17 protein-coding genes are annotated in these 21,700 nt (G+C 56.7%); 8 read left to right on the top strand and 9 right to left on the bottom strand.

The features are described from left to right. Positions 1-6: 6 nt before the first annotated feature. Positions 7-1,020, top strand: coding sequence for a cytochrome-c peroxidase (locus Pan97_RS04710; protein ID WP_144970981.1), 1,014 nt, complete (start codon positions 7-9; stop codon positions 1,018-1,020). A gap of 3 nt (positions 1,021-1,023) precedes the next feature. Here Pan97_RS04710 and Pan97_RS04705 read toward each other — a convergent pair whose 3' ends face one another. Both Pan97_RS04705 and Pan97_RS04700 read right to left on the bottom strand, forming a co-directional pair. Further along, positions 1,024-1,224: a hypothetical protein gene (locus Pan97_RS04705; RefSeq protein ID WP_144970980.1), complete on the bottom strand. Its 201-nt coding sequence runs from the start codon at positions 1,222-1,224 to the stop codon at positions 1,024-1,026. Further along, the gene (locus Pan97_RS04700) at positions 1,224-2,633 is read right to left on the bottom strand and encodes a YeiH family protein (protein ID WP_144970979.1); all 1,410 of its coding nucleotides are present in this window, start codon (positions 2,631-2,633) and stop codon (positions 1,224-1,226) included. Before Pan97_RS04700 ends, Pan97_RS04705 begins: the two co-directional genes overlap by 1 nt. A gap of 227 nt (positions 2,634-2,860) precedes the next feature. Here Pan97_RS04700 and Pan97_RS04695 point away from each other — a divergent pair, with 227 nt between their 5' ends. Beyond that, positions 2,861-4,051 (top strand): phosphatidate phosphatase App1 family protein, encoded by a 1,191-nt coding sequence (locus tag Pan97_RS04695; protein ID WP_144970978.1) that lies wholly within the window; start codon positions 2,861-2,863, stop codon positions 4,049-4,051. Between the two features lie 8 nt (positions 4,052-4,059). Here the strand turns inward: Pan97_RS04695 and Pan97_RS04690 are convergent, their stop codons facing one another. Both Pan97_RS04690 and Pan97_RS04685 read right to left on the bottom strand, forming a co-directional pair. Continuing rightward, positions 4,060-4,299 (bottom strand): hypothetical protein, encoded by a 240-nt coding sequence (locus Pan97_RS04690; RefSeq protein WP_144970977.1) that lies wholly within the window; start codon positions 4,297-4,299, stop codon positions 4,060-4,062. Between the two features lie 200 nt (positions 4,300-4,499). Continuing rightward, the gene (locus tag Pan97_RS04685; protein WP_144970976.1) at positions 4,500-5,441 is read right to left on the bottom strand and encodes a tetratricopeptide repeat protein; all 942 of its coding nucleotides are present in this window, start codon (positions 5,439-5,441) and stop codon (positions 4,500-4,502) included. A gap of 236 nt (positions 5,442-5,677) precedes the next feature. Between Pan97_RS04685 and Pan97_RS04680 the strand changes: the two genes are divergently transcribed. Both Pan97_RS04680 and Pan97_RS04675 read left to right on the top strand, forming a co-directional pair. Further along, positions 5,678-6,076, top strand: a complete 399-nt coding sequence (locus Pan97_RS04680; protein ID WP_144970975.1) for a hypothetical protein — start codon at positions 5,678-5,680, stop codon at positions 6,074-6,076. A 94-nt stretch (positions 6,077-6,170) separates the two neighbouring features. Further along, the gene (locus tag Pan97_RS04675) at positions 6,171-6,422 is read left to right on the top strand and encodes a winged helix-turn-helix domain-containing protein (RefSeq protein ID WP_144970974.1); all 252 of its coding nucleotides are present in this window, start codon (positions 6,171-6,173) and stop codon (positions 6,420-6,422) included. A gap of 60 nt (positions 6,423-6,482) precedes the next feature. On the opposite strand, the gene Pan97_RS04670 is transcribed toward Pan97_RS04675, so the two are convergent. From Pan97_RS04670 to Pan97_RS04655, 4 genes are all read right to left on the bottom strand, one after another. Then, positions 6,483-9,770: a hypothetical protein gene (locus Pan97_RS04670; protein WP_144970973.1), complete on the bottom strand. Its 3,288-nt coding sequence runs from the start codon at positions 9,768-9,770 to the stop codon at positions 6,483-6,485. Positions 9,771-9,813: 43 nt separating this feature from the next. Beyond that, complete coding sequence (locus Pan97_RS04665) at positions 9,814-10,197, bottom strand: ExbD/TolR family protein (RefSeq protein WP_144970972.1); 384 nt, start codon at positions 10,195-10,197, stop codon at positions 9,814-9,816. Between the two features lie 85 nt (positions 10,198-10,282). Then, positions 10,283-11,197 carry a MotA/TolQ/ExbB proton channel family protein gene (locus Pan97_RS04660; RefSeq protein WP_165698610.1) on the bottom strand — a complete coding sequence of 305 codons (915 nt, stop codon included), beginning with the start codon at positions 11,195-11,197 and terminating at the stop codon, positions 10,283-10,285. 66 nt (positions 11,198-11,263) lie between these two features. Further along, positions 11,264-14,521, bottom strand: coding sequence for a tetratricopeptide repeat protein (locus tag Pan97_RS04655; RefSeq protein ID WP_165698609.1), 3,258 nt, complete (start codon positions 14,519-14,521; stop codon positions 11,264-11,266). Between the two features lie 396 nt (positions 14,522-14,917). On the opposite strand from Pan97_RS04655, the gene Pan97_RS04650 reads away from it, so the two are divergent. The 3 genes from Pan97_RS04650 to Pan97_RS04640 all read left to right on the top strand — a co-directional run bounded on the left by Pan97_RS04650 (position 14,918) and on the right by Pan97_RS04640 (position 18,388). Next, complete coding sequence (locus tag Pan97_RS04650; protein ID WP_144970969.1) at positions 14,918-15,895, top strand: NAD-dependent epimerase/dehydratase family protein; 978 nt, start codon at positions 14,918-14,920, stop codon at positions 15,893-15,895. A gap of 254 nt (positions 15,896-16,149) precedes the next feature. Further along, positions 16,150-17,913, top strand: a complete 1,764-nt coding sequence (locus Pan97_RS04645; protein ID WP_144970968.1) for a PulJ/GspJ family protein — start codon at positions 16,150-16,152, stop codon at positions 17,911-17,913. 118 nt (positions 17,914-18,031) lie between these two features. Next, positions 18,032-18,388: a hypothetical protein gene (locus Pan97_RS04640; RefSeq protein ID WP_144970967.1), complete on the top strand. Its 357-nt coding sequence runs from the start codon at positions 18,032-18,034 to the stop codon at positions 18,386-18,388. Here the strand turns inward: Pan97_RS04640 and Pan97_RS04635 are convergent. Next, positions 18,342-20,249: a cation:proton antiporter gene (locus Pan97_RS04635; RefSeq protein ID WP_144970966.1), complete on the bottom strand. Its 1,908-nt coding sequence runs from the start codon at positions 20,247-20,249 to the stop codon at positions 18,342-18,344. The genes Pan97_RS04640 and Pan97_RS04635 overlap by 47 nt on opposite strands. A 186-nt stretch (positions 20,250-20,435) precedes the next feature. Between Pan97_RS04635 and Pan97_RS04630 the strand changes: the two genes are divergently transcribed. Then, positions 20,436-21,659, top strand: a complete 1,224-nt coding sequence (locus Pan97_RS04630; RefSeq protein WP_241676360.1) for a 3-keto-disaccharide hydrolase — start codon at positions 20,436-20,438, stop codon at positions 21,657-21,659. The last annotated feature ends 41 nt before the right edge of the window (positions 21,660-21,700 follow it).

Raw genomic sequence — 21,700 nt, 5'->3', positions numbered from 1 at the left:
CTGGCCATGCTTCGACTTGCCTTGCTATCGATCTTCCTACTCACTCTTCGAGTACCGGGATCTCTCTGCGCGCAGGAAACTTACTTCAGCGACGTGCCACTGGGCATCGACTGGATCATCGTCCCGCAAGATAACCCCATGTCGGCCGCCAAGGTCGAACTCGGCAAGCAGCTATTCTTCGACGTTCGCCTGTCCGGCAACGGCACGCTCAGCTGTGCCAGTTGTCATGATCCCAACAAAGGCTGGGCCGACGATCGGAAGTTCTCGCCAGGAGCCCACGGCCAGTTCACCACGCGCAACGTTCCCAGCGTCGTCAACGTGGGTTTGCATCGGACCTTTTTCTGGGACGGGCGAGCCGCTTCCTTGGAAGAACAAGCCTTGGTTCCGATGACCAACCCTGCCGAAATGGACATCAGCCTGAACGAGCTGGAAAACCGACTTCGGAGTATTGACGGCTATCGCTTGCAGTTTGAAGCCATCTTTGCGGACGGCGTCACGTCCCAAAACGTCGCCAGGTGCCTGGCCTCGTTTCAGCGAACGCTGGTCGCTGGCGAAACGGCTTACGATCGTTTCCGCGGAGGGCATGCCGATGCACTGGAAGGAGAAATCGGCCGCGGCAGTGGCATCTTCTTCGGCAAAGCAAACTGTGGCAACTGTCATATCGCCAAGATCTATACCGACCACAAGTTTCATAACATCGGAACGGGTATCCATGACACCAAACAGGATCGAGGCCTTGCACAGCGAACCGGCAAGGAGGCAGACATTGGCAAGTTTCGCACTCCCCTGCTCCGCGATCTGGCGTTAACGGCCCCTTACTTTCACGATGGCAGCAAAGCGACGCTTCAAGAGGTGGTCGACTTCTACAATGAAGGGGGCGGGAAGAATGCGAACCTCGATCCACATATCGTTCCGCTACAGTTGACGCCGGAAGAAAAGAAGGCACTGGTCACGTTTCTGCGAGAGGGACTGCGGAGCAACGTCTATCCCCGAATCGAGAAGCCCCAGTTGCCGAAGTAAGCCCTACTTGTCCGGGTCCAGGCACTCCAGTTCCGTGTAGAACATGGCAGCCGGATTGATGCGATTCGCTTCCAGAAAAGCTTCCCGCTCGCGCACGATTTCCGTCTGAGCCAGTGCTGGCAAGACGATCCCCCAGATCCCGGCGATACAAAGTCCGGTGATTCCGAGAGCGACCCAACCGCGGTAGCTGCGAGTTGACTTCATTACGATCCCCAGGGAATGACTTTGAACGCCAGGTACGCCATCGCCAGGGTCAGAATGACATTCAGCGTCTGACCGCAGACATACAGCACCAACGGCTTGCCACCATGGAACTGGGACGACAGTTGGCGGAAGTTCAGGTCGATGCCAATGCAGATGAAGGCCAAACAGAACAGCCAGCCGCGTAGTCCTTTGGTGACCGCGGTCGTGCCTGAAACCAGCATCTCGCCTTCGCTCGAGGAAGCATAGATGAGCGAGGCGACGATCGAGGCCCCGATGAACCCCAGTACGAACTTCGGAAAACGCTTCCAGATTTCGCCAGCGCCGATCGTGGGCTTCTCTCCCTCTTCGCTGTCGGAGCGCGTCGTCCAGTAAACGGCAACCCCAAAGGCAATCACGCCGATGAGAATGTTCTGGATCATCTTGACGGTGGCAGCGACTTCCAGCGCGGTATCACCCAGCAAACCACCGGCGACTGCCACGGCTCCGGTCGCGTCGATGGTTCCGCCGATCCACGCTCCGCCCAGTTCTTCGTCGAGCCCCATCCACGTAATCAATGCCGGCATGACGGCCATCATCACGGCCGTGAAGCAGAGCGACAGACCAATGGCAACGGACAGTTCTTCTTTTTTCGCCTTGCACGCAGCCGCTGTTGCGATCGCCGCCGAGACGCCACACACCGACATATCGGCCGAGATGGTCATATTGAGTGACGCCGACTTCATCTTCAAGATCTTCTGGCCGAACCAGAACGTCGTGATCAGCACGATCGGCGTCACCACCCAGGCCACCATGATGCCAGGCATGCCCAGGGCCATCAGGCGACTGAAAAGGACTTCCGCACCCAGGATGACCAGGCCCGTCTTGATGTACAGTTCCGTGCGCATCGCCGCTTCGCCCAGCGCGCCGAAGGCCTGCTTGCCAATCGTATTGCCGATAATCAAACCGACCACCAGCGCCCACAGGGCATACTCCAGGTTGTAGTTCTTCACCACGGACTGTCCCGCCAGAACGTAGGCAATGGTGGCCAATAAGAACAGGATCAGAAAGCCCCCCAGGAACGCCGCTGGGTTGGCCTTGGGGCGCATCAGAGGCGACAGCGCCGTCATGAAAACGCCCAGGATCACAAGTGCCCCGAGGGTGCCGGGCCAGGTCGCTTTCGGTTTGTCCGCCGGTCCGGTGAATGCGTCGACCGGATTCGCTTCCCAGCCCCCAGGCTTGCTGACGTAACCCTTCAATGGGTTGGTGATCGCCGTGACGGTGTCCCCTTCAACCGTCTCCTTCCCCAGCATGAGCGTGGCCGAGAAGCACAGAACCAGCAGCAACATGCCGGCCACGATGGCAATCACATCTTCGGAAAGTCCCGTCCGGTTGTCCGCAGTGGAAGCAGGTGCGCTATCAGATTCGTTCATGAGGTGCTACGGCGAGGAAGGAAGTTGGGCAGGCGTGTTATTCTCTGGAAAATATAACCAAATCGTTAAGAGTTCCCAAGTCGGAAGACCGTAAGATCGGTCGCTTCGCAGCGAATCACCCCCTAGAATGCCTTGTTGCTGAAGGAATTGGGAAATCAACCGCCTCTTGTGACAACTTTCTCCTAAGGATCGCTGCAAGGAACGCCGCTGGTACAGTAGAATGCGAAATGGCAAATCCCCCTCTCAAGACGGACAACGAATCGGTGAAGGGGAAGATGCTTTTATCGTTTCTTGATTTGGAGGCCCATCGCAGGCAGCGCATGTTTCCCGATGAGACTGCCCTCAGCAATTTGAAGGACAACGAGCGCGTCGTGCTCTACCCTTCGTATGCCTATCCGGCTCCTGATCAAAGCGGGTGGATTCTGCAGGTCCATGGAAGTGTTTTCGAGGCCGTGCCGGAGAACCTTCCCCGCAAGATCATGATCCGTGTTCTGGCACGCTTGATGGGGGCTACCCAAGAACAACTCGAGACCAGCGTCTTTAAGCAGCGGATCTTAGGCTTCACCGTTTATCAGCACGGCGGCAAAGAGATTGCCGTAAAGATCGGCGACAAGATCTACCAACTGCGCGGAAAGACCAAGAAGAACGGCCAGTTCCGCGGAACGGTGTTCATTCCCAACGAAGACGTCGACACCATCGCCATGACCGTCGGGGCGACTCGGCATGTGCGCTACGCAATTCACTCCAAGTTCGACGTGGCGACCCCGCTGGAAGGTCTGGTGAAGCTGATCGATCGCGACGGTGTCTCGGTCATTTCAGACATTGACGACACCGTCAAACATACCCAGGTTCATACACGAAAGGATATGTTGGCCAATACCTTTCTGCATGAGTTCGCCACCGTGCCAGGCATGGTCGAACTGTACCAGAAATGGCAACAGCAAGGAGCATCTTTTCACTACGTCACCAGCAGTCCCTGGCAACTGTTTGAACCCCTCTCGGAACTCTTCCGCGACCAAGGTTTGCCGGACGGTTCGTTCCACATGAAAAGCGTTCGCTTCCGAGACCCGACGGTGTTGCAACTGTTCATTGCACGACGATGGGGTAAGCGCAAAGCGATCAAGCAATTGCTGCGGACGTTCCCCGATCGCAAATTCGTGATGGTAGGGGATTCGGGCGAGAAAGATCCGGAAACCTACGGCGTGATGGCTCGCAAGTTTCCTGAACAGGTCGTGAAGATCTTCATTCGCGACCTGGGTGGGAAGAAGTCAACCGACCATCGCTTCGCCAAAGCATTCCGACGCGTGCCGGAAGAGAAGTGGCAGCGATTCACCTGCCCTTCCGAGATAAGCGACTATGACATGCCGGCCCCAGCACAGCTCTCGCGGGTCGAGGCCAACGGAGACACCAAGTCGTAGGCGTCTTCCTAGACTTGGGTATATCCCAAACCGGTGATGATTTCGTACATCTCTTCGTACGTGATGAATCGGCGACGATTGCGGAGCTTGTACTCGTCGATCGCCAAGGCCAATTCATGAGCGCCAGGGGATAACCCTTCATGGCTGTTGGTAAATTGGCGTCGCTCGAAGACCGGCGTTTCGCTCGGTTTACGAGGGCTACGTCGGTCGACAAAGGAAGTCGTCGTCGCAGGCACAGGTTGATTCATCGTTGGACATCTCCGACTGTCAGTCTTCTTCTATACGTTGACGGATACTGGCTCCGTGGTTCGGTCTTGAAAACTTAGAACGCATGTTGGCGAAGTCAAACCATGATGACGGATTGCCACACTCTGCAGCGTGACTTGAGAAAGGCGAGCCCAAGCGATCGGCATAACCGGCACAATCTGACGTTCCATCAGCAGCGAGCCTAGCGCCGCATCGTCTGTTGTGCCTGTTGTCGGAACACCGGCAACTGCCCGACCAACTGCAAAGCGGACGCATGCTGCGGATTTACCTGCAGCGCGGAGTTCGCCGCGTACTCGGCTCGAGCCAACCGTCCGGCGGCGACTTCGCATTCGGCCCAGGTATAAAGCAGGTCGGCAGTCATCTCGTTCGTTTCAGCGAGTTCCGCCAGGCAATCGGCCGCATCAACATGCCGCCCGAGATCTCGGTAGGCCAAGGCCTGTTCCACTCCCACATCGGCCGGCAATCGATGACCGAACTCGGCTTGCCGGACCATGGAAATACAGGCCAAAGCCTGGCTGGGCTGTCCCAATTGCCGATAGGTCGATGCCAGTCGTAGTTGGACATCACGATTGGCCGCCTCGCTGTTGGTTGCGGCTCGAATGTAGCACAGCTTCGCTGATTCTAGATCTCTGCGCACCAATGCCAAATCGCCTTGAAGTTGCCACGCCGGAGCGTATTTCGGATCGCATTCGATCGCCCTGTTCGCCGAAATGTGAGCTTTGGTCGGATCGCCGGAGTCGAGATACATCCGCCCGATTCGAGCATGCAAATCAGGATCGTCACTTCCCAGCGTCTGGGCCGATTCCAGTTCCGCGATTGCCTCGGCCTGCTTACCGGTCTTCCAGAGCGTCTGGGCGTAATGCATTCGGGCTTGAAGATCGTAGGGAGCGTTCTTCTTGGCCTCGGCCAAAAGTTTCTCGGCATTCTCCCAATCGTCGCGGTGCATTGCCTGAACACCGCGCTGCGTCAGTTGACGTGCCTGGACGATTTTCTGATGCGAGGCGTTGGCCTGGCTGAACGTACTGCATCCACTGAGAACTGCTAGCACGAGCGCACCGAGCACGATTCCGCTTGCGCAGAAGGCGCGGCGCCTGGCCAATTCCGAGGATTGCATCCATTCCATAGGGGTTTCCAGCGAATCGTTCGCCGTCGGTAGTCAACTGGCAGAGACTACCAAACCTGCGATTTTCATCCTAGATCAGGCTCGGCTCGTCGGTTTGATCGCCAATAGGCAAACAAGCTAAACCCGCTAAAATACGGAAAAACAGATCGAATTGATTCCCAGGGCGATTCGCCCCCGGCTTCTTGAACCATTACGCATCGAAGGCTGCCGTGGTTGCCACATATGACAATTTAGGCGTGAAGTTCTCATACCCCGAGAACTGGCGAATTTCGGAAGACCAAACCAACGCTTGGCCGCGTAGCGTCTCGGTCCACAGTCCCACCGAAGCGTTCTGGACGTTGATGATCTACGAACCCGGCACCGAGCTCGAGGCGCTAGTCGACGCCGTTCGCGACGCGTTAAGTGAGGAATACACTGACTTCGAGTCGGTTCCGGCCCAGCAGACGATCGAGGGAGTCGACCTCATTGGATGTGACCTAAACTTCTACTGCCTGGACTTTCTGGTTCAAGCCAAAATCCGGGCTTTGATGCTGGGGGTACGCCCTTGCGTGATCCTTTGCCAAGGGGAAGACCGTGAGTTCGACGAAATGGAACGGGTTTTTTCCGCAATCACGCACGACCTGATTCGCTCGTAGGAGAACACTGGAAAGGGGACGTTAGCGTCCACTATAATTTTTCTCTGTTGGCGGATCATTCATCTACGATTCTCAACTTGAGGAGAGCCTCGCGATGTCGATTTCCACCGATCTCCACGAAGACACCTTGCAGAAAATCGGGGAGACCTCAGGCCAAATCTGGGCCTATCTATCAGCCGAAGGTCCCGTCACCATTACCAAATTGGCCAAAGAGGTGGGCGAAAAGAAGGACCTCGTCCTGCAAGCCGTCGGTTGGCTGGCCCGCGAGAATAAGCTGTTCTTCTTCGAGAAAGGCCGCAATAAGCTGATTGGCCTGATCGACGAGCACGGCCCTTCAGAGTCGTAAGCCCCTTCTTGTTAGCTCTCAGGATGGCTACGGCTTTCTAGTTGATAGCCATCCGATCTCTTAGTTGGCCACGTCGTCGTAAATCGGCAGATGACGGTGATACACTTCCAGCGAAAGCAGATTCATCGTCGTCACGTAGATGCGTCCGGCAAAGCCGCCCCAGCGGTCCGGTATGTCCCCCTTCGGATCCCAACTGCCAGCTGCCGGGCCTTCGAGAACCTGGGTCTGCTCAAGCATCACGTGCAGTTTGCTATCCCAGGCCTCCCAGTGCTCGCCCCGCATGTGGAACATCACTTGGGTCGCGTAATACCAGTAGTACGTATCGCGCAGCGGAGCTTCCGGAGTACCGAGCGCCGGCAAGTTCTCTTTTAGATAGTCCGCGCTATCCTGCAGGATCCGGCTGTCGCGACGATTGCCCAAGTAAAGTTGAATCAGAGCCCCCACGGCCGTCATTGTCTGGCTTGGGTCACGGCCATGACGCTGCTGTGGCGTATCAGGAGCATTCGGATTGTAGACGTAGACGGCACGGCCGCGTTGGCGTGATTCGGCCGATGCCAACCATTTGCGGATTCCCTCAAACGACTTCGGATCAACCCGTAGCCCTGCCAGCTGACCGCTCTTAAGGGCTAATGTCATCCAGCCGGTCACCGACGTATCGCTTCCATTGCCAGGAGTGTACCGCCATCCACCCAGTTCCGGATCTTGCGAGGCCTCGATGAAGTCAAGCGATTTCTGAGCTGCCGCGCGCAGGGACTCATCCTGTGTCATGCCGTACGCTTCACATAGGGCTAGTGCCGCAATCGCATGGCTATACAGACGACAACTGGAATTCGAGGTGGCGTCCATTTCGATGTACAGGTCGCCGTTGGGTTTCTGATTCTCAACCAGGAACGTGACCCCACCACGCACCTCGGTTTCGTATTTGTCGCTCAAATGATCGTAGCCGGCCCCCAGGAACGCCAACAGCGAGAGTCCCGTAGCTGCCGTATCCGAGTTCAGTGATGCCAACTCGTTGCGGTAGATGTTGAAGTTCTCGGGATGAACCGCCGCGAACCCCTTCAGGCTCCAGCGTCCATCCGAGGATTGGTGACGAGCCAGAAACGCGAGACCGCGTTCGATGGCTTCTTCGGTTTCGCGGCTGGGTCGGCGTGAACCATCCCCTGCCCCTTCCCCCTTCCGCATCGCGCGGCGGCTGAATGCTTCGGTCGGAACGGCTGCCTTGGTGCTTAACAGCGGACCACGACGCCCAGGCGACCGGACGGGAATGTTGGCCATGTTCGTTGTGATTTGAGGTGCATCACTGGTACGTCTTCGCCCAATGAATCCTGGCTGGGTGGCCGCTCCGATCGGAGCTCCGGCCAGATCGTTGATTCCTGGCCGTCCTGAGGGCATCGCCGCACCGCCGACGTTACGTCGACGAATCTCCGGTACGCTACCCAAGCCTGGCAGCGAGCCTGCAATATCGCCTCCACCGGGCTGCATCGCGGCACCGCCACCGCCAGGAACGCCTTCGGCGGTTGCGCGCGTGCCAATCACCGGGCTCGCACCAGGCGTCCGGCTACCCGGTAGTCCCTGGGTTCCGGAGGCCATTTCGGCCAGCGAAGGGCCATCGTTTCCGCGATTACCCGTCCCGCGCGAGAGTGCCGAGAAATCGGCGCCACGATTGGCACCTGGTGTTCCGACTTCGGCCGCTCCGACTTGACCACTACCTATCTGATCGGCTCCGTTCCCGTTGGCTCGACCGAGGTTCATCGAAGGGGACGAGAACTGTCCGGAAGCTAACGCATCGGCGTTGGCAGCCGCTTGGTTGCCGCCTGCTGGTCCCTGGAATTCGATCTGAGCACTCGGACCGGCCATCGCTTGAGCACCGGCGGAAGGAGTTCTACCGATCGATGGGGTGGCCTGATTGCTGGTTACGATCCCCTCGTCACGCGAAGCCGTGCTACGTGTGGCTCCATGTTGCTGCACCATCTCCGCCGTGCGATCGGCGGTGGAAGGCCGAGCCCAAAGCTGACCTGGGTTGGTCGCGTTGGCCGTCACGCCATCGCCACCGACCTCTTGCCGAGCGACACTACCGGCGGCAGGCCGTAGCTGCGAATTGTTTGATTGACCAGGTGTAGGTCGGGGAAGTTGATCGCTGACGGTCGTGTTGATCGTGGGCAAGTTGCTGGCCGAAGCATTACGGGCAATATCAGCCGACGAAGCAGACGGAGCGATCTGCATCTGGGGGCTTTGCTGGCTGCGCGTCATTGCCATGCTGGAAGCCATCGTGGTTGGACTTGGCGATTGGACCGTAGCACGAGGCTGATTGGCCTGCTGCTGGGCTTCCTGGCGAGCGAGATCAGCGGCTTGAGCCTGGGCGCGAACTTGCTGCGGGTTATTGCGCTGAACCTGGACGTTCTCGGCCTGGGTTTGCGCTAGATTATTGGTTTCCGTTCGCTGACGCTGAACCTCTTGTGCCTGGCTAGGGGAAAGACTCGGCAGGTCTTGGGCAGTATTCTGCCGCTGAAGATCGGTCATCCTTTGCACAGCATCCTGGATGTTGGATGCCTGACGCTGCATTTCGAGAGCTTGGGCGGATCGCTGTGCGGCAGCTTCCGCGGCGGATAACTCAGGCTGGCGTTCTTCTTGCCGCTCGACTTCAATCTGCTGAGCCTGTTCGACTTCGCGCTGTTGCATTTCGCGCGCCTGCTTGGCAAGCTGCGACGGCAGATCTTGCAGCGTTTCCTGCTTGGGCTGTTCGACCTGCTGCTCGCGACGCTGCATTTCCTCGGGCTGAACTTCACGCGGCAGATCTTCCTGCGACACGTCGTTCTCTTTCATCTGCGGCTGCTGGTGTTCGATCTTTTCCTGCTCGAGCGGATCGACCTGAGCTTCCGCCTCTCGGGTTTCGACCGGTTGTTCGTACTCGCGTTCCGCATCGCGATCTTCGTTGATCTGAGCGGGGCTATAGTCGGGAATTACGACGGGTTGCCGCTGGGGCGTTCTCTCGCGATTTTGATTGAGTGAGGTATCGGCAACTTCGCCGACGTCGATCGCGACCATGCCGAGAAACATGCTCAGGTGGAGTACCAGGCTAAGCACAATCGAAAGTTGAATACCGCGACGAACGCTGCCCAGGTCCAACAGAGGAATGATGGCCATCCCCACCAGCCATGCCACCGCCGCGAACGCGATATAGACCTTGGCGTTGAAGTACCACAGCTCGTGATCCCAGTCGAACAGAAGATAGCTCGACGCGCCGAAGTACAGCATGAAGAACGTGAATGCCGTGTAGACCGGCCACGCCTTCTCGTCGGTTGACGAGAGCTGTGGGATCTGATCGTCCTTACTCCAATGCTTTGCCATGGTTTTCCGCTAAGCTCCAAATTTCATGCGGAGCGATTGCTACCTAGTTTGGCTCGAGGGCAGCCGTGCTGATCGAGTAATTGCTGAGCTTGGCCTTATTGCAGGCGTTCATCACCTGAACGCTAAATTCAATCTTGCTTTCCTTGTCCGCTCGAATGATCACGGAGCTTTCCGGATTATCGGCGGCCGTCTGCTCGAGGATCTCTTCGATCTCCGTGATCGAGCGTTGGTCGCCGCGTACGAAAAAGCGACCATCCGCATCGATATTAATGAACAACTCGCGCGGCTGGGATATCAGCGGCTGAGCCTCGCTGGCGGTCGGCAATACGACATCCAACTTGTAGTCTTCTTCATCGAAACGGGTCATCACCATGAAGAAGATCAGCAACAAAAAGACGATGTCGATCAGTGGAGTAATATCCAACATCGATCGAGCTCGTCCACGATTCAGTTTGACTGCCACGGGCTTGGTCTTCTTCGCAAATACTTTTTTGTGGGATCAATACCGACGACTACTGCGACCTGGGCAACGCTTGCGTTTGCGAGACATCCAACGTTCCGCCGGGAGCCGCGGTCTTGGGTGGCTCCATCGTCTTGACCGCCGGCGTAGATGGCCCGTCGTAAGTACGGTGCTTCGCTCGCAGCTTGCCTTCGTAATGCTCGAAGCCAGGGATCAAATCGAACAGAATTTCGTCCATCTCGTGAAACAGCGCCACAATCCGGCTTTCAAAGTACTGGGCGAAGATCATCGCGGGAATGGCAATCGTCAAACCACCCAGCGTCGTGACCAGGGCCACAAAGATACCACCAGCCAACTGGTCGGCACGATCGGCCCCAATTTCCAACTGGGTTGTTTTGTAAAACGTCCAGATAATGCCCCAGACGGTACCCATCAGCCCTAAAAGCGGTGCCACGCTTCCCATCAGGGCGATCCAGCGGACGTTGCCGTACAAACGATCCGCTTCGCGTTCGGTGGCCTCGGCCACGGAGTGCTCGACCTCCGACTGCGGGCGACCAATTCGCAGGAGCATCGTTTTAATCACATTCGCGAGCGAGGAGGGATACTTCTTGCATAGCTTGTACGCCTCGCGTGGGTCGAGCCCTTTCTCCGAAAGACGCAGCTGGGAAAGCTCGCGTTGGAGTTGATAGGGGATGATCTTCGACTTTCGCAGCGCGAAGAGACGCTCGAACGTCAGCGCTACCACGATGACCGACATGATCCCCAGCGGGATCATCATCCTGCCGCCACGCAGAATCAGACTGACCAGCGTCAGCGAATCGGTGTCGCTTAGTCGCTGTTCAATCAGCGCCGGCGACTCTTCGTCGGTTGGCTGCTCGGTCGCGGCGCCCCCATCCTGAGCAAGAAGCGGCAGCGTGAAGGCCATTACCGCCAGGATAACCAGGATAGAGCGAGCTATTGGTGACATAGAGAATACGCTTCCAAGTCGCGTTGAATCATTCATTTCGGACAGGTCACTTCGCCGGGTTCGGCGTTAAAGTTGGGCCAAGGCCTCAAGCCGGGCCTGGGCCAGCTTGGCTTCCGCCGCTTGTGGATAACGCTGGACAACAAGGGTGTAAAACTTCTTCGCTTCCTCAACAAACGTTGCTTTCTCGGCGGGCGGAGCCTGACGAATCTGTACTTCGTTACAACGACCGATTTCATAGGCACACTTGGCCTGCCATGGCTTGACGCTATCGAGCGACTGCTCGCCGCCGAAGCCATAAACCACGCGTTTAAACTGGCCAAGAGCATCGTCGTACTTCTTTTGTTCGAAGTAGATTTCGCCCAACATGAATCGGGCCCGAGCCCCGGCGAGCCCGCGTGACTCTTCGGCGGCTTTATCAAAGTAGGTGATCGCCTCAGGCGTTTTCTTTTCGTTGTAACTGGCCCAGCCTAGTTCATAGTACGTTTCACCCAGAAGAGGCGAGCTTGGCAGTTGCTCGACCAATTGCGTGAACCACTTCCTCGCTTCGCCCCACAACTTCTGCTGGCTGGCCGATTGGCCGGCGTGCAGCATCAACAGCGATCGCATTTCATCGCTGGAAAGTCGCTTGGGATCGACACGACCATACGAGTCGAGCGCGGCGTCGTACTGTTTATCCTTGTAGAAGCATTCTCCCTGCATGAAGATGGCATCGGATGCCAACGGACCGTTGGGGAACTTGGTGATCTGGCTGCCGAATCCGTCCAACGCTTCCTTCGTTTTGCCCTGTTGGTACTGCGACCAAGCCTGCTTGTAGAGCGCCTTTTCCCCGATTTCAGGGGCCTTGGCCTGGTTGGCCGACGAGGTGTACCACGTCTCGGCTTCGGCAAAGTCATCCTTCGCGTAGTACGATTCCCCCACATGATACATGGCCTCCGCAGCGAGCGGGCTCTGGGGGTGTGCTTTGGCAAGCTGCTGGAAGCTGGCGTTGGACGCGTCTCCCTTGCCCTGGGCTCGTTGAGCCCAAGCTAACTCGTAAAGGACCTTATCGTCGCTGATGAACTTGGGATTCTGCTGATGGATCGCGGTGAACACCTTTTCCGCTTCCGCCGGATTCTTGGCATCTACCAGGCTGACGCCTTTGAGGTACTCGGCTTCTAGCTTCTGCGTCGGATCTTTGCTCTTGGCGACGACCTGGTTCAAGTCGTCAATCGCTTCCTGGTACTTCCCTTCCGAGCGACGTGCGATCGCCCGACCGGTGTGGGCATCTACGATCAACTCGTGCCCTCCATGCTTGGCAATTAACTCACTAAACGCTTGATCGGCTTTGCCGGGGTTGGGCTGCTTCAGGTAGGCCCATGCTTGTCCATACAGGGCATGCGGCGCGAGCGTAGAGTTTGGCGACTTGGCGAATACCTGGGCATATGCGGCAGCGGCTTCGTCGAAACGATTGGCGGCGAACAGGAATTCACCCAGTCGGAAGTTGACCTGATCGAGGATCTGACTGTTGGGATAACTCGAGAGGATTCCTTGCGCCTGTTGAATCGCCGCGGTCGTGTCTCCCTTGGCATGTTGCGTACGGGCCAACATCAAACGGGCCTCGTCGGCCTGAGCCCAACTGGTCGAAGCTTTCACCGAAGCTTCCAGCGACTGTTGCGCCTTGTCGAACTGGCTCTGCTGAAAGGCACTCGCCCCCACCAGGTAGTTTGCCTGGGCCAGAAGGTCCGCGTCCTTGAGAGAGGACTGAACGGCTGCAATGGTCTTTTCGACGTCGGCAAACTTGTTTTGCAGGTACTGCGTAAGTGCCAGACGCAGCTGCCAACGTGCCACCTCAGGCCGCGACTTTCCTTCGTTGATCAATGCTTTAAGTGACTGCTCGGCTTCGGCCAGCTTGTCGGTTTGCAGTTTGGCTTCCGCACCGACGTACATGGCATCGAGACGAGACTGATCTTGCGGGTACTTCTTGGCGAACTCGTCGGAAAGGGCTGACGCCTTGGCGAAGTCGCGCGTTTCCAGCGCGGCGAACGCGGCGTTGTAAAGTGCCTGGGGAGCCTCAGGCGTGTCCCCATGATCCTTGGCAATACGCTCGTAGAGAGCAATGGATTCTTTGCTTCGTTGAGGCTGCTCGTAAATGGCGTCGGCCATATCCATTTTCAGATCGACCAGAAACTCATTGCCGTTGGCCTTCGGGAGGATGGCTTTTGCTAACGCTTCGGCTTCGGCCGCTTTTCCTTGCTGCAAGTAGACGCGGGCCAACCAGTGTGCCGCTTCGACTTCAAATTGCCCCCCTTGGCGTCCGGCGGCTGCCAACCAGCGGGCCGCGTCGTCGAGTCGGCCGGCACGATAGTAACAGCGACCAGCGAGCATCGTGGCTTCCGGGGCATAAGAAGACTTGGGGAAGTCTAACGGAATACGAGCATAGGCATTGCCGGCCTTCATCAGTTCGTCCCGCTGAAGCGCACAAAACGCGAGCCGGTACATCGCATGATCGGCGAGTTCAAAGTCTTTCTTCTGAGAAGCTTCTTCAAACAGTTTCTCTGCGTCGGCGAATTGGTTTTGCTGAAGCAAAGCTTCCCCTTTTCGCATCGTGATTTCCGTCGCCAGCGGATTGCTGGCATACGCGGTCAGGAACTGGTCGTACACCTTTTGCGCGTCGGCGTACTTTTGTAGCTCCTCAAGCGTTACCCCCTTGGCATACAGGGCATCCGGAGCGAGCGGGCTTTTCGGGAACGATTTGACTAATTGATCGTAGGCAGCGATCGATTGCTCTTTTTGCCCCGAAAGATACAGCGACTCACCCAGGAAGTACTGAGCCTGGTCGGCAAACTCGGTCTTGGGAAAATCCTTCAACAGCGCTGAGAAACGTTCGGCTGCGTCTTTGTATTTCGCCTGGTTTCCGTTCTGAGCCCAGGCGTAATTCGCCGATGCCAGGTTCAGCATGGCCTCTTCTCGGAAGTCGGCCTTGGGGTATTTCTTCAGGACAGTCTCGAAGTTCGCGATCGCGTCGGCATACTTCTTCAGTTGCAGCTGACAAACGGCCAGGTAGTTTTGCGCCTTGGCCGCCAAGGGATCGCTGGGAAATTTCTCGACGAACTTTTTCCATTCATCCGCCGCCAGTTCAAATTCGCCTGCGTTCTGGTAGTTCACGACGTCTGAGAAAAACAGGGCGGCTTCCTGCGAAGACTCTTGTCCCTGTGCGGACGAACCGCAAATCAATAGCAGTAGCAATACTGGAATGGATAGCAAACGTGCTCGTCGGCAGGGCTCGGTCCCTTTGGTTACGCGTCGTGCGTTGGGGACGCTATGGCCCGAAAACTGAGACAGCATGGAACAACGGTCCTCGTTATTTGTCAGCAAGGTGCAGGCAGATGGGGAGGGTCTAAGTGGTGATCTATTCACCTTATTGTGACGGAAATTCCGTGAAGTTTCATTATTCCGCCTTGGGAAACCATTTCTAGAGCTAAATTTCGGAGTCGAAAAGGACTTTGCAGCTTTTTTAATCTCATTGTCGATCATGATAGAAAGGATTGACAGTCTCTGCAGGGAAAAACCTTGTAGGATAACGAGTTGCCGTCATTCAATCACCCACGACTAGAGCCCCCCACCTTCCCAACGAACTAGGGAGGCAGTTCCCCCTGGGCAGCGAACTCGACCGGCTTCTCCATTACGAACGTTTTCCGAGATGGATCGCGTTTCGCCATTATTCAACAAAGCAACGAACGCATGGCAACTTCTCTGATCACCGGCGGGGCCGGTTTTATAGGCTCGCACCTGTCCGAAGCCCTGCTGGGTCTTGGCAACCAGGTCATTGTGGTCGATGACGAGTCGACCGGATCGAAGCGAAACATCGAGCATCTCCTGGCAAACCCCAATTTTCGGTTTGTCCACGGTACCGTCTCGGACAGGACGCTCGTTCGTGACCTGGTCAACGAAGCCAACGAGGTTTATCACCTGGCTGCCGCAGTCGGTGTGGCCCTGATCAACCAAGAGCCGATCCAAACGATCGAACGCAACATCTACCCGACGGAACTACTGCTGGCGGAAATTCAGCGGCGGAATGCCGAAGGGGACGAAGTTCGCATGTTCATGGCCAGCACTTCAGAAGTGTATGGCAAGAACCCCAAGGATACCTGGACCGAAGAAGACGACTTGGTATTCGGCGCAACAACGCGTCCACGCTGGAGTTACGGCGCATCTAAAGCGATCGACGAATTCCTCACCCTGGCCTATTGGCATCAGAAGAAGACGCCGGTGGTGATTGGCCGATTCTTCAACGTCGTGGGACCACGGCAGACCGGGGCCTACGGAATGGTGCTGCCTCGCTTCGTCGATGCGGCATTGGCCGGTAAGTCCCCGATCGTTCATCACGATGGGAGTCAGATTCGCTGCTTCGCGCACGTGGCCGACGTGATCGGAGCAGTGATTCAACTCATGCGAACCGATGCCGCACTGGGCGAAGTCTTCAACATCGGCAGCGACCGCCCGGTGACCATCCTAGAACTCGCCAAGATGGTCATCGATCAGGCCAATCCTGGGTTGGACGTCCAGTTTCAGACGTATGAAGAAGCTTTTAACGCAAAATTCGAGGATATTTCGCGCCGCGTTCCAGATCTGACCAAGATCAAGAATTGCATCGATTACGCTCCCCGGCATTCGCTGGAAGACATCATTGCCGACGTCATCAAGTCCAAGCGTGCCTAACCCCCACCAGAGCTATCCAATCCATCAAAACGCTTGACGCTTCGGCACATTCCCGGTGGAATATTGGGCAGGGGCGCCCTATACTTAACCAGCTGGAATACTAAAGGTTTCCAGCGATTCTTTCGCCAGCTAGTCGACAAGCAACTTATCTCCAAAGCTCGCGCGGCTGCCCCAATGGCCTGCGAGGACGGCAAACCTGACTTCGGTCCTGGGCAGACTTGAAATTCAGGCGTAACCAACAGGATGCACATCGCATGTGGAATATTCGTACACCGCACATCACTACCCAAACGCGCGGACTGACGCTCGTCGAAATGTTGATGGCGACGGCGTTGACCTTGATTATGTTTGCCGCCGTGGCCCAAATCTTCGGCATGATGGGCACGGCGATGCGGGACGCACGAGCAACCATCGAGCTTTCCGGCAACCTTCGTAGCGTCTCCAGCCATCTACAGCACGACTTGGACAACGTTTCGGTCGATGTCTTGCCGTGGGTCCAGCCGGGTGCCAATCAGGGTTATTTTGAAATCATCGAAGGTCCTGATCGGGATGTTGATTTCGCGGCGTTCGACATTATCGGTGACGATCCTACGGTCACCACCGACCCCCACAACGGCTCCTTAGGGGGCGATGCGGATGACGTCATCTGCTTCACGGCTTACAGCAAAGACCAACCGTTTGTCGGAATCATTCAAGGAACGCTGCGAAGCGACTACCTGGACGGTACGCCGTACAAGTACTGGGTGGATCGTTCCGACACCACGCAGTTCACGACCATCACCTCGCACTATGCCGAGATCGTTTACTTCACCAAACACACACCACTTGAAGACACCAACCTCAATACGTGGAGTGAAACAAATCGACGCGATGCGGACGAAACGGTCACGCTTTATCGCCGCGTTCTCTTGATTCGTCCCGACATTCACCTGGGGTATATGGACAACGTCGCCAACGCGTTGCCGATCAACGCTCCGCCGAACTCCTACAACATGACCTACTTCGAGGCCATGAATTATTACGATCTATCGATGTGGTCGGCCAACCGCGTGGAATGGGCAACCAACTCGCTGGAAGATTTGCAATCTCGCCATCGACGCGTCGCACACGCCCCCTACTCTGCCGACGGGCAGACAGTTGAAACCGGAGTGAGCCTTCAGGTTTATGTGCCGGCTTCAGGCACTTTCGATCCAGCGCCCCTCCGCCCGCATGCGTTGATGTCGTTCGAGCAGCTGAATCGAGCTTTGGAACTAAGTGCAACCGGCACCAATGATCGCGATCGAACGGGCGAAGACGTAATGCTCACCAACACGTTGGCATTTGACGTCCGCGTCTACGATCCGATTGCCCCCGTACTTAACGACTCAGGCACGTCTCCAACATTGACCCTTTCGCCTGGCGACCCAGGCTATAGCTCTGGCAGTTCTACCAATTCGATGCCGGGGGCTTTCGTCGACTTGAATTGGAATCGCAATACGCCGACGACTCTGACGAACTATTACAACCAATCGTTTGAAGACGCTCCGAATACAAAATCGCAACTTCGTAGCATCGTTAGTACAGGCTCGGGCACGAACCTGAAGAGTACGCCCATCTTTGGCTCGACCTTTCCGGCTGACATCGACGATCTCAAGAATAATTTCTTCCTGCAGAATCCGTCGATGCTGAAAGCAACCCCCAGTTCGTCAATTCTCACCTTCGCCTACTACGACACATGGCCCTACCTGTACGAAGTCGACGGTGTCAACCAGGACGCCTCGGGCACCGATACCATCCCCGACGAAGGCACCAACGGCTTTGATGACGACGGCGATGGCATCGTCGACGATCATTTTGCCGTCAACCTGAATCCTACTGCCGATACCGATACCAGTGACGCTGGCGAAGCGAGTGAGTTGGAAACCGAGCCCCCCTATTCCAAAGCCCTCCGTGCCGTTTCGATCACGGTCCGAGCCATCGAGGAAGGGACTCGCCAGGTGCGACAAGATACGATCGTGGCGGACTTCCTGCCAGATTAAGGATATCCAAGCCGGAAACTTTCGAGGAAACAGTAGCGGGCACACTGGCTTAGGTGTGTCCGCTTTTTTTTTGCTTATGACAGAACCCTACATAATTCGACTCAACGGCCCCTGGGAAATGACCGCAGGCAGCCAGGACGAGCCCAAACGCGTCAAGCTACCAGCTTCGTGGCCTCAGATCTTGCAAACGGCGGGTGAGGGAACGGTCGTCCTCAGGCGTTGGTTTCACCGGCCGACGGGCATCGACGACGGCAGCCAGGTACAGCTTCACTTGATTGATCTGCCGTTTCTGGCCGAGGCCTGGATCGATGATGCCAGCCTCGGCGAGTTCTCAGCGGCCCAGAAGCATGCCGTGGAAGTCAAAAGCCATTTAAACGCTCGGTGCTGCCTGACCGTCGAGATCAAGGAACTCGTACCGCTCGAGAAGTCTATTCCGACTCCGCAGATTTCGCTGGCGATTCTTCCGCCTCGTTAGATTCGGAATCGTCTGACTTCGCGGGGAATCTATCCGTTTCGGGCCGAGGATCAATCAGGGCGATGATCGTTTGCCCTGCCTTCGGCACGAAACTGTCGTCGGCCGTGACGATTCTCAGGCGATTCGGTTCCGGGATCACGAATAACAGCGTCGCCGATTCGCCATGGGTTTGTTGAAAGTCGTGGTAGGTGAATTCTTCGGTGATCGTCGTCTTCTTGAATTGAGCCCCGGCGGTCACACGGCGGGCGATCTTATAGAAATCGAGCCCATGCCCGAAGATCACGCGTCCGCGCAAGTGGTCCGATACCGATTGCCGCTTGCCAGATCCGGAATCCCACGGACTGGTTTGATAGACCTCTTTTCGACCGAACAAATGGGTGAACTCCATGCAGGCAAGCGAGTTGACCTCGTCGTTCGGAGTGGCGGCCAGCAGACGCCCGATGCCGCCCAGGTTAAGTTCTTCACTGACGAAATCCGAGAGGATACTTGCACACTGGGCAGGCAAGTTCTGCATGCGAGCCGCCGTGATATTACGGAAGTTGGTATCGACCAGCATCACTTGGAAGCCGGCACTCTTGATCACCACGGCGAGCTCTCGGATCCAGCGATCGGCCCCGGCAATTAGCACCCCTTGCGGTGCCGGGCTAGCCAGTCCCAGCCAACGGGCAACTGGCGCGGCGGTCAGACCGTAAAACGTGACCGTTCCCACGATCACCATAAACACGACCGGCACGACGAGCGATCCCTCCGGGATGCCGCCGATCGTACCGAGATCGAGATTATCGGCCTGGTGCGCGAGTTCAAAGGAGAAGATCGAACCGACCGCAGCCGCCACGATCCCGCGGGGAGCCATGAAACAAAGAAAGACCTTTTCCCGCCAGTTCAAGCTGCTGCCCATCGTCGACAGAAAAACGGAGGCCGGGCGAACGATGACTATCAGGACGGCGACAAACAACAAACCCATCCAGCCCACTTCCAAGAGCGTGCCAAGGGAGATTCGCGCCGCGAGCACAATGAACAAGCAAGAGATCAACAGAACGCGGAGGTTCTCTTTGAACTCGAAGATATGCCGGACGGGAATGTGCTTCTGATTGGCCATCAGTAGCCCCAGCACGGTTACCGTCAACAGACCGGACTCGGTTTGAATGTAATTCGAGATCGCAAAGACGGTTAGTAGGACCGCCAGGATGAATGCATTGTGCAGGAAATCGGGGATCCAGTAGCTCTTGAGTGCGAAGATCATCATGTAGGCAGTCACCACCCCCAGAACGACACCAACGCCGATCGTCTTGGCGATCGACCACATTGGAGTAGCCCAGGTCGCTCCTTCGCCAGTCTGCATGATGAACTCGAACACGAGCACCGCCAGTACCGCGCCGATGGGGTCGATGACGATTCCTTCCCACTTAGCCAGCGAGCCAATCTTTCGCGAGGGTCTGATATGGCTTAACAGCGGTCCCACGACCGTCGGCCCAGTTACCACCACGATGGCACCGACCACGGCCGAAATCGCAGGCGAAAAGCCAATCAAAAAGTGCGCAGCTAGGGATGCCAATCCCCAAACAACCAGGGCCCCAATAGTAACCAGTCCCCCGAGTGCCGGACCTACCTCACGCAGTTCGGCGAAGCGCAGGCTCATCCCCCCTTCAAACAGAATGACAGCGACCGAAAGGGAGACGATCGGGAACAGGACTTCACGTCCAATGATTTCGTCAGGGCCATCGGGCAAAAAACTGGCCATGAAGCCAAAGCCCAGAAGTAGCAAAATGGAGGGAAGCCGTAGACGCCAAGCCAGCCACTGGGCAGTGATGCCCAGGGCCAGGATGCCGGCAAAATAGAGTAGGTATAGCTTCTCGTCCACGACGCGTTCTCCAGATCGCGAGCATTTCACTGGCCGCTCGCATTGCTACGGATCTTTAACCTACCTTACGTCACCGCCAGAGCAAACCCCGCGGATCTTCCCAAACCCTAATGATTTCTTTAGGTTAGAGTGTTCCACCTATTAGCCACTTAAGGTCCTTCATTTCCCGCCCAGGATTTTCACGCCATGCCAGTTGATCATCTCGACCGCCCTAAACCTCCCACGATCTTGGTTCTCCTGCTAACGCTGGCCCTGGGCTGGATGATGCCCCTTGGCAACCTTTGGGCTCAAACGCCAGGGCTTACTCCGGAAGAAATCGAAGAGGGTTGGATCTCCCTGTTTGATGGAGAGACCCTTTTCGGGTGGAACCAGGTCACCAAGACCGATTGGAAAGTCGTTGACGGAACCATTCAAGCCACCGACGGCGAGATCGGACTGCTTTGCACGACCACCCAGTTTGCGGACTACATTTTGCGCGTCGATTTTCTGGCCGAGGAGAACACCAACAGCGGCGTTTTCCTGCGAACTTCTCCCAAGCCGAAGAGCCCCACCTACGATTGCTACGAATTGAATATCGCTCCACCCTCGAATTCCTTTCCCACCGGCAGCTTTGTCGGTCGCGAGAAAGTCACGCCTGACTGCCCGCCAGGTGAGTGGCATACGTTTGAAGTCCGCGTCCAAGGTCCCGTCCTGGAAGTGAAACTGGATGGCGAGGTCGTTTCGACCCTGGAAGACCCAACTTATCTCGGCAAAGGATTTATCGGGCTACAGCATAACGACGGGAAGATCCAATTCCGTAACGTCAGCCTAAAACCGTTGGGGCTGAAGTCGATCTTCAACGGTAAAGACCTGACCGGATGGAAACAGTACCCAGAGATGGCTACCAAGTTCAGCGTTACCGAAGAAGGTGCCATCCACGCTCAAGACGGCCCAGGCCAACTGGAAACGGAAGGTCTCTATGCTAATTTCGTTCTGCAAATGCAGGCCAAGACCAACGCCGAGAACCTCAACTCAGGCGTCTTCTTCCGCAGCATCCCCGGCGACAAGATGATGGGGTATGAAAGCCAGATCCACAACGGCATCGAAGGGGGCGACCCGACCAAGCCTCTCGATAGCGGTACGGGGGCCATCTTCCGCCGCAGCGTCGCCCGAAAAGTAGTCAGCAAGGACCAGGAATGGCTGACCAAGACCCTTATCGCGGAAGGTGCCCATATCTCGGTTTGGGTCAACGGCTATCAGGTCACCGACTGGACCGACCAGCGGAAGCCGGATGAAAACCCACGTCGCGGGCAACGCCTAACCGCCGGGTCGATCATTCTGCAAGGACACGACCCGACGACCGACGTTCTCTTTCGCAACTTCCAGATCCAGGAACTGCCTGAACGCTGGCCCGTCAAGCGAAGCGAATAACAGAACGCCTGGCGCGAACGACAAGAGAAAAGCCACGGATC

It is taken from the genome of Bremerella volcania (assembly GCF_007748115.1).
Taxonomy (GTDB): domain Bacteria; phylum Planctomycetota; class Planctomycetia; order Pirellulales; family Pirellulaceae; genus Bremerella; species Bremerella volcania.
This window is presented reverse-complemented; position numbering and strand designations above follow the sequence as displayed.